Annotated in this window: 8 protein-coding genes; 6 read left to right on the plus strand and 2 right to left on the minus strand. The window is 62.2% G+C overall.

Translation table 11 applies throughout. From position 1 onward, the window contains the following. Window positions 1–21: 21 nt before the first annotated feature. Both CRO59_RS07215 and CRO59_RS07220 read right to left on the minus strand, forming a co-directional pair. Complete coding sequence (locus CRO59_RS07215; RefSeq protein ID WP_097090285.1) at window positions 22–1,644, minus strand: MFS transporter; 1,623 nt, start codon at window positions 1,642–1,644, stop codon at window positions 22–24. Window positions 1,645–1,780: 136 nt separating this feature from the next. After that, window positions 1,781–3,433: a GMC family oxidoreductase gene (locus tag CRO59_RS07220; protein WP_097090286.1), complete on the minus strand. Its 1,653-nt coding sequence runs from the start codon at window positions 3,431–3,433 to the stop codon at window positions 1,781–1,783. A gap of 133 nt (window positions 3,434–3,566) precedes the next feature. Here CRO59_RS07220 and CRO59_RS07225 point away from each other — a divergent pair, with 133 nt between their 5' ends. The 6 genes from CRO59_RS07225 to CRO59_RS07250 form a co-directional block, all read left to right on the plus strand. Further along, on the plus strand, window positions 3,567–4,451 hold the full coding sequence (locus CRO59_RS07225) for a LysR family transcriptional regulator (RefSeq protein ID WP_045122518.1): 885 nt from the start codon (window positions 3,567–3,569) through the stop codon (window positions 4,449–4,451). 184 nt (window positions 4,452–4,635) lie between these two features. Further along, the gene (locus tag CRO59_RS07230; RefSeq protein ID WP_097090287.1) at window positions 4,636–4,983 is read left to right on the plus strand and encodes a metalloregulator ArsR/SmtB family transcription factor; all 348 of its coding nucleotides are present in this window, start codon (window positions 4,636–4,638) and stop codon (window positions 4,981–4,983) included. 25 nt (window positions 4,984–5,008) lie between these two features. Beyond that, window positions 5,009–5,479: an arsenate reductase ArsC gene (locus CRO59_RS07235; RefSeq protein WP_047597636.1), complete on the plus strand. Its 471-nt coding sequence runs from the start codon at window positions 5,009–5,011 to the stop codon at window positions 5,477–5,479. Between the two features lie 12 nt (window positions 5,480–5,491). Next, window positions 5,492–6,190, plus strand: a complete 699-nt coding sequence (gene arsH / locus CRO59_RS07240; RefSeq protein WP_097090288.1) for an arsenical resistance protein ArsH — start codon at window positions 5,492–5,494, stop codon at window positions 6,188–6,190. A 72-nt stretch (window positions 6,191–6,262) separates the two neighbouring features. After that, window positions 6,263–7,102 (plus strand): AraC family transcriptional regulator, encoded by an 840-nt coding sequence (locus tag CRO59_RS07245; RefSeq protein ID WP_097090289.1) that lies wholly within the window; start codon window positions 6,263–6,265, stop codon window positions 7,100–7,102. Between the two features lie 68 nt (window positions 7,103–7,170). Further along, a partial coding sequence (locus CRO59_RS07250) for a LysE family translocator (protein ID WP_097093079.1) occupies window positions 7,171–7,712 on the plus strand: 542 nt, incomplete at its 3' end.

The following is a 7,712-nucleotide window of genomic DNA, read 5'->3' on the forward strand; positions in this document are numbered from 1 at the left end:
ATCATGTGTGCAGGTTCAGATTCAGTTCTTGTCCAGATCGATATTCTTGGTCTCACGCAGACAGATCATCCCCACCACCAGGCTGACCCCGGTAATCAGCACCGGGTACCACAGCCCATAGAAAATATCCCCGGTGTACACCACCAGCGCGAACGACACCGTTGGCAGGAATCCGCCGAACCAGCCATTGCCGATGTGATACGGCAGGGACATCGAGGTGTAGCGGATGCGGGTCGGGAACAGTTCGACCATCAGCGCAGCCAGCGGGCCGTAGCACATGGCCGAGATGATGATCAGCGCGACGATCAGCGCCACGATCATCGGTTTGTTGATCTGTTGCAGGTCGGCCTGTTGCGGGTAGCCGGCGAGGGTCACCGCGCCGCGCAGGGCCGATTCGTCGTAGCCGTCGATCTTCACGTCGCCGATGCTCACCTGCACGCCACTGCCGGCCGGAGCGGCGACACTGGAGTAGGGCAGGCCCTGCTTGACCAGGAAGGTCTTGACCTTGTCGCACGGGCTGTCGAATTTGGCCTTGCCCACCGGGTCGAACTGGAAGGTGCAGGTCGCCGGATCGGCCAGCACGGTGATCGGCGCCTGACGGCTGGCCTGATCGATAGCCGGGTTGGCGTAATGCGCCAGGGATTTGAAGATCGGGAAGTACAGCGCGGTCGCCAATAGCAGGCCGAGCATCAGCACTGGTTTGCGTCCGACCTTGTCCGAGAGCCAGCCGAAAATGATGAAGAACGGCGCGCCGATCACCACGCTGATGATCAGCAGACTGTTGGCCACCGCCGGGTCCATTTTCAGGAACTGGGTGAGGAAGAACAGCACGTAAAATTGCGCAGCGTAAAAGGTCACCGCTTGCCCGGCGTTGATGCTGAACAGCGCGATCAGCACGACCTTGAGGTTCTCCCATTTGCCGAAGGATTCGCGGATCGGCGCTTTCGAGGCTTTGCCTTCCTCTTTCATTTTCAGGTACGCCGGCGACTCGTGCAGGCTCAGGCGGATCCAGGTGGAAATGCCCAGCAGCACGATCGACAGCAGGAACGGAATACGCCAGCCCCAGACTTCAAACTGATCGCCAGTGAAGTAGCGGCAACCGAGCACCACCAGCAGCGACAGCAGCAGGCCGAGGGTGGCGGTGGACTGGATCCAGCTGGTGTGGAAGCCGCGTTTGCCGATTGGCGCGTGTTCCGCCACATAGGTCGCAGCACCGCCGTATTCACCGCCCAGGGCCAGACCCTGAAGCATGCGCAGCACCACCAGAATGATCGGCGCGGCGATGCCGATGCTGGCGTAGGTTGGCAGCAGGCCGACGCAGAACGTGGCGATGCCCATCAGGATGATCGTCGCGAGGAAGGTGTATTTGCGCCCGATCATGTCCCCCAACCGACCGAACACCAGCGCCCCGAACGGCCGCACGATAAACCCGGCGGCAAAGGCCATCAGCGCGAAGATGAACGCCGTGGTGTCGTTGACCCCGGCGAAAAACTGCTTGCTGATCACCGCCGCGAGGGCGCCGTAGAGGAAGAAGTCATACCACTCGAACACCGTCCCCAAGGACGAGGCGAAGATGACTTTCTGCGTGGCATTGCTGGTGCTGGCGCCGCTCGCGGCGTCCAGCGGCTGAGCGTGTTCTGACATGTCGGTATCCCTCACAGTGATTGTTTTTGTTGTTCCACTGGTGTTGCGTGTCCGGGTGAGTCTTGAATTGACGCAGTTCTTGTAGGAGTGAGCCTGCTCGCGATGGCGGTGTATCAGCCAACGGAAATGTTGAACGTTATTCCGTCATCGCGAGCAGGCTCGCTCCTACAAGGGTGGAGTTCGGAGCGGTTGGGTTGAGGATCAACTGCGCCGCCTTCTCGGCAATCATCAGCGTAGGCGAACAGGTGTTGCCCGAGGTGATGCGCGGCATGATCGAGGCGTCGGCGATGCGCAGGCCGGGCACGCCATGCACGCGCAATTGCGCATCGACCACCGCTTCAGCGTCATTGCCCATGCGGCAGGTGCCGACCGGGTGGAAAATCGTCGTGCCGATGCGCGCCGCCGCTTCGTGCAGTTGTTCTTCGCTTTGCAGGCTGTCGCCGGGCAAATATTCCACCGGTTTGAACGCTTGCAGGGCCGGGGCGCTGACGATGCGTCGGGTCAGGCGGATCGCGTCGGCGGCCACGCGCAGGTCTTCAGGATGGCTGAGGTAGTTCGGTTGAATCAGCGGTGCTTCCTGCGGGTCTGCCGAACGGATGTCGATGCGGCCACGGCTCTGCGGACGCAGATCACACACCGACGCGGTGAACGCCGGAAAGCTGTGCAGCGGCTCGCCAAAACGCTCCAGCGACAGCGGCTGCACGTGATACTCAAGGTTGGCGGAAGTCTGCTCCGGCCCGGATCGGGCAAATGCTCCGAGCTGACTCGGCGCCATCGACAGCGGCCCGCTGCGGTCATACAGATAACGCAGGCCCATGCCCATCTTGCCCCACACGCTGCCGGCGATCTGATTCAGGGTCCGAGCGTTCTGCAGTTTGTAGATCAGGCGCAGTTGCAGGTGATCCTGCAGGTTGCCGCCGACCCCCGGCAGCTCATGAATCACCCCGATGCCGAGGCGCTCGAGCAGCGGACGCGGGCCGATCCCGGAGCGTTGCAGAATGCTCGGCGAACCCACGGCGCCAGCGCAGAGGACGATTTCCTTGCGCGCCTTGAAGCTTTTCACCTGACCTTCGTGACGCGCGCTGACTTTTGAAGCACGGCCGTTTTCCAGCAGCACCCGATCCACTTCAACCCCGGTCAGCACCGTCAGATTGGCCCGCTCGCGAACCGGTTTGAGAAAGGCCTTGGCCGCGTTCCAGCGCACCCCGGCCTTCTGGTTGACCTGAAAGTAGCCGCAACCCTCGTTGTCGCCCTGGTTGAAGTCGTCGATGCTGGCGATGCCGCTCTGTTCGGCGGCACTGCGAAACGCGTCGAGAATCGGCCATGACAGCCGCTGTTGCTCGACCCGCCATTCACCCTTGGCACCGTGAAATTCAGCGGCGCCGGCAAAGTGGTTTTCGCTCTGCTTGAACAGCGGCAGCACGTCGTTCCATGCCCAGCCCGGATTGCCCTCGGCGGCCCAGCCGTCATAGTCGCCAGCCTGGCCGCGCATGTAGATCATGCCGTTGATCGAGGAGCAGCCACCGAGCACTTTGCCGCGTGGGTAGCTCAGGCTGCGACCTTGCAGGCCGGGTTGCGCTTCGGTCTTGAAGCACCAGTCAGTGCGCGGGTTGCCGATGCAGAACAGGTAACCCACGGGGATGTGAATCCATGCGTAGTTGTCGCGCCCGCCGGCTTCGAGCAGCAACACCCGCTGCTGCTTGTCTGCCGACAGTCGATTGGCCAGCAGGCACCCGGCGGGGCCGGCGCCGACCACGATGTAGTCGTATTCTTCAAGGGAAGTCTGCATTCCCTGACCTCGCTTTTTGTTTTTATTGTCGGACACTCTAGTTGTTAGCTTTCGTTAAAAGAATGTTAGTTTTTGCGCAGCCGCTGTGCGTTTTCAAACAGCCCGGATTGACCATAGCTGACAAGGACACCCCATGTTCGACTGGAATGACCTGCGGTTCTTTCTTGAGTTGCAACGCAGCGGCCGCCTGCTCACCGCTGCCCGGCGCTTGAACACTACTCACGCCACCGTGGCCCGACACATCGAGGCCATCGAAAAAAGCCTCGGCACCGCGCTGTTCGTCCAGCACGCCCAGGGCTATGAAATGACCCCGGCAGGCGAGGCGCTGCTCAAGCACGCCGAAGCCATGGAGAACGTCGCGCTGCTGGCCCAGGAAGAAATCACCCAGTCCACCGCGCCGCTGGGCAAGATCCGCGTCGGCGTCACTGAGGGGCTGGGCATCAAGTTTCTAGCCAGCCGTATGATCGGCCTGTTCGAACGTTATCCGGGGCTGGAAGTGGAACTGGTCGCCGTGCCGCGCTTCGTCAGCATCCTCAACCGCGAGGCGGAAATCAGCATTCATCTGGAGCGCCCGGCGGCCGACATGCTGGTCACGCGCAAGCTCACCGACTATCGGTTGGCGCTCTACGCCAGCCAACGCTACCTCGACAACGCACCGCCGTTGCGCAGCCGCGAAGACCTCGCGCGGCATGCGTGGATCGGTTATGTCGATGATTTGCTGTTCAGTCAGGAACTGATGTTCCTCAACAGCTTCTGCCGCAGTCCGCGCGTGGTGTTCCATAGCACCAGCGTCATCGCCCAGCAGGAAGCGGCGCGCTCGGGATTGGGCATTGCCGTGCTGCCTTGCTACATGGCCGCGTCGGATCCGGATCTGGTGGCGTTATTGCCGGATGACAGCATCGAGCGCAGCTACTGGATCAGCACCCGGCGCGAGCTGCACAAGTCGGTGCGGCTGCGGGTGGTCTGGGACTATGTCGTCGGCCTCTGTGAGGCGGAGCAAGGCCTGTTACGCGGCTGATCCTGCCCACACAAATCCCTTGTAGGAGTGAGCCTGCTCGCGATAGCGGTGTATCAGGCGACTTCTGCTTCACAGACATACCGCTATCGCGAGCAGGCTCACTCCTACAAGGGATCGCATCTGGGGTTGAATAATATATGGATATCCGTATATTCGGTTTTCCATATGTTCGAGCCCGCACCCCATGCTCACCCCCACCGAACTGTTCAAAAGCCTGGCCGACGAAACCCGCGTCCGCGCCACCTTGCTGATTGCCGAGCAGGGTGAGCTGTGTGTCTGCGAGCTGATGTGCGCCCTCGACGACAGCCAGCCAAAAATCAGCCGCCACCTCGCGCAACTGCGCAGCAACGGGTTGTTGCTCGATCGCCGTCAGGGCCAGTGGGTCTATTACCGGCTCAACCCGGATCTGCCGGATTGGGTTCACCAGATCCTCAAGATTACCGCGACGGCCAACGCCGATTGGCTCAAGGACAATGCCTGTCGCCTGCACAACATGGACGGCCGTCCTGCCCGCGAAACCGCGTGCTGCTGAATTTCAAATATCCCCGGAGCTATCCATGCGTGTCCTGTTCATGTGCACGGCCAACAGTTGCCGCAGCATCCTTTCCGAAGCCATGTTCAATCACCTGGCGCGCGAGGGCTTCGAGGCGGTGAGCGCCGGCAGTTTCCCCAAGGGCCAGGTGTTGCCGCGCAGCCTGACGACGCTGCAACAGGCCGGCATCGCTATCGACGGTTTGTACAGCAAAGGCAACGACGCCTTTGAAGGCAACCCGCCGGACATCGTCATCACCGTCTGCGACAAGGCAGCGGGCGAAACCTGCCCGGTGTATTTCGGCCCGGCGATCAAATGCCATTGGGGGCTGGAAGATCCCTCCGATGTGACGGGTGACGAGGCCGCAGTGGATGCCGCGTTCCGTGCCACGCTGGCGATCATCGAGCGCCGCTGCGCAACCTTCCTCGGTCTTCCTTTCAAATCACTCAGCCGCGTTGAGCTTCAGCGCGAACTGGATCGCATCGGCTCCCTCTGAGCCGGAGGACGTATGTCAGAGCACCTGCCCAATCTTGATCACAGCCTGTTCGAAGGCCGGAGCACATCACCTTCGCACGAACAAAAACCGCGCATCCTGCTGCTCTACGGCTCGACCCGTGAACGCTCCTTCAGCCGTCTGCTGGTGGAGGAGGCCGCACGCTTGCTGGAGCACTTCGGTGCCGAGACGCGCATCTTCAATCCGTCCGGTCTGCCGTTGCCTGACGACGCCCCGGTCGACCATCCCAAAGTCCAGGAACTGCGCGAGCTGGTGCTGTGGTCGGAAGGTCAGGTCTGGTGTTCGCCGGAACGCCACGGCGCGATGTCGGCGGTGTTCAAGGCGCAGATCGACTGGATTCCGCTGGAGCTCGGCGCGGTGCGTCCGACCCAGGGCAAAACTCTTGCGGTGATGCAGGTCTGCGGCGGTTCGCAGTCGTTCAACGTGGTCAATCAACTGCGCGTGCTGGGGCGCTGGATGCGCATGTTCACCATCCCCAATCAGTCTTCGGTGCCCAAGGCGTTCACGGAATTCGACGAGGCGGGGCGGATGAAACCGTCAGCGTTTTATGACCGCGTGGTTGATGTGATGGAAGAGCTGGTGAAGTTCACCGTGCTGCTGCGCGAGCGCCAGGATTTTCTGGTGGATCGCTATTCCGAACGCAAGGAAAGCGCCGAGCAGTTGATGGCGCGGGTCAATCAACGCTCGATCTGAAATGCACAAACCTTCTAGCCTCAACCCGCAAATTGTGGATTACTGGCCCCAGCCCACCACTGTACGCACGCCATGAGCAACTGGATCGACCTTGCCCGCGACCGGGAAACCGGCATCGAAACCCTGCACGCGCATTTCGCCGGGCACGCGCACGCCTACGATCCGCACTGGCACGAAACCTACCTGATCGGCTTCACCGAGCAAGGCGTGCAGCGCTTCAACAGCCGTCGGGCGCGGCACGACAGCACACCGGGCAAGGTTTTCATGCTGGAACCCGGCGACATCCATGACGGCGATGCGCCGAGCCCGGACGGCTTCACCTATCGCATGCTGTATCTGCAACCGGCATGGCTGGAGCAGGCGCTGGACGGTTTGCATCTGGGCAGTTATGGCAGCGGCTTGCCGGGGATCGGCAGTGTGCTCAACGATGATCCCGAACTGGCTCGCGCCACCTTGTTTGCCTTCAATGCGCTGCATAAGCAGGACGTGCGCATGGTGCGCGATGTAGCGCTGGATGCCTTGCTCGAACGACTGGCGATTCATCTGTACCGGCGACCGCAACCGACCGCTGCCAACCGCGCGCCACTGATCGCCCGGCAGGCACGCGATTACCTGGTGGCCTACCACGAGCAGGACATCAGCCTGCAAACCCTGGCCGACGCCTGCGGCACCGACCGTTTCCGCCTGACCCGCGCATTCAAGGCTGCTTATGGACTCGCTCCACACGCGTGGCTGATCCAGCTGCGTCTGAGCCGTGGCCGGCAGATGCTCGCCGCCGGCATGCAGCCAGTGGAAGTCGCCAGCCGCCTCGGCTTCGCCGACCAGAGTCATCTGGGTCGCTGGTTCGTGCGTGCCTACGGCATCACGCCGGGCGCCTATCAGCAGCGCGCCATCGGCACATTGCGCCGCTGAACAAACGTTCAAGACCAACACGCTGCTAAGCCATCACAGTAGGCCCAGACTTTCTACAGGGCCGTGCCATGCTTGCGTTCATCCTCTTTGCTTTCGTTGCCTCGATCACCCCGGGGCCGACCAATCTCATTGTCCTCAGCACCAGCGCCCGACGCGGCTGGCGACCGTGCCTGCCGATCATTCTCGGCGCGGGGGCGGGCGCCGCGTCGTTGGTGTGGGTCGCCGGTGCGGGCGCCAGTACGCTGATGCTGCCCGGCGTGCGCCCGGTGATCAGTGCGCTGGGGATGGGCTGGATGCTGTGGCTGGCGTGGCAGATTTTCACCGCGCCGGCCACCGCCATCGATCCCGCCGCCGGCGAGGAAAAAGCCGAACTGGGCCTGCTCGGCGCCGCGCTGTTGCAATGGGTCAACCCCAAGTCGTGGATGATGGCGATTGCCGTGATCAGCGTATTTACCGCGCAAGGGCAGGGCTTGAACGCGTTGTGCCTGGCGTTCTTTCTGGTGTCGTTGCCGTGTCTGGCGCTGTGGGCGCTGCTCGGTCGCGGTGCTGCGCGCTGGTTGAGCAATCCGGCGCAGTTGCAGTGGCTGAACCGGATTCTGGCGGTGTTGCT

Origin of the sequence: Pseudomonas sp. LAMO17WK12:I5, assembly GCF_900215165.1 — a bacterium.
Lineage (GTDB): Bacteria > Pseudomonadota > Gammaproteobacteria > Pseudomonadales > Pseudomonadaceae > Aquipseudomonas > Aquipseudomonas putida_A.

Excerpts from the sequence above, each read along its gene's own strand:
- CRO59_RS07215 (WP_097090285.1), bottom strand. The coding sequence starts at position 1,644 with ATGTCAGAACACGCTCAGCCGCTGGACGCCGCGAGCGGCGCCAGCACC.
- CRO59_RS07230 (WP_097090287.1), top strand. The coding sequence starts at position 4,636 with ATGCTCACCCCCACCGAACTGTTCAAAAGCCTGGCCGACGAAACCCGC.
- CRO59_RS07245 (WP_097090289.1), top strand. The coding sequence starts at position 6,263 with ATGAGCAACTGGATCGACCTTGCCCGCGACCGGGAAACCGGCATCGAA.
- CRO59_RS07225 (WP_045122518.1), top strand. The coding sequence starts at position 3,567 with ATGTTCGACTGGAATGACCTGCGGTTCTTTCTTGAGTTGCAACGCAGC.
- CRO59_RS07235 (WP_047597636.1), top strand. The coding sequence starts at position 5,009 with ATGCGTGTCCTGTTCATGTGCACGGCCAACAGTTGCCGCAGCATCCTT.
- CRO59_RS07220 (WP_097090286.1), bottom strand. The coding sequence starts at position 3,433 with ATGCAGACTTCCCTTGAAGAATACGACTACATCGTGGTCGGCGCCGGC.
- arsH (WP_097090288.1), top strand. The coding sequence starts at position 5,492 with ATGTCAGAGCACCTGCCCAATCTTGATCACAGCCTGTTCGAAGGCCGG.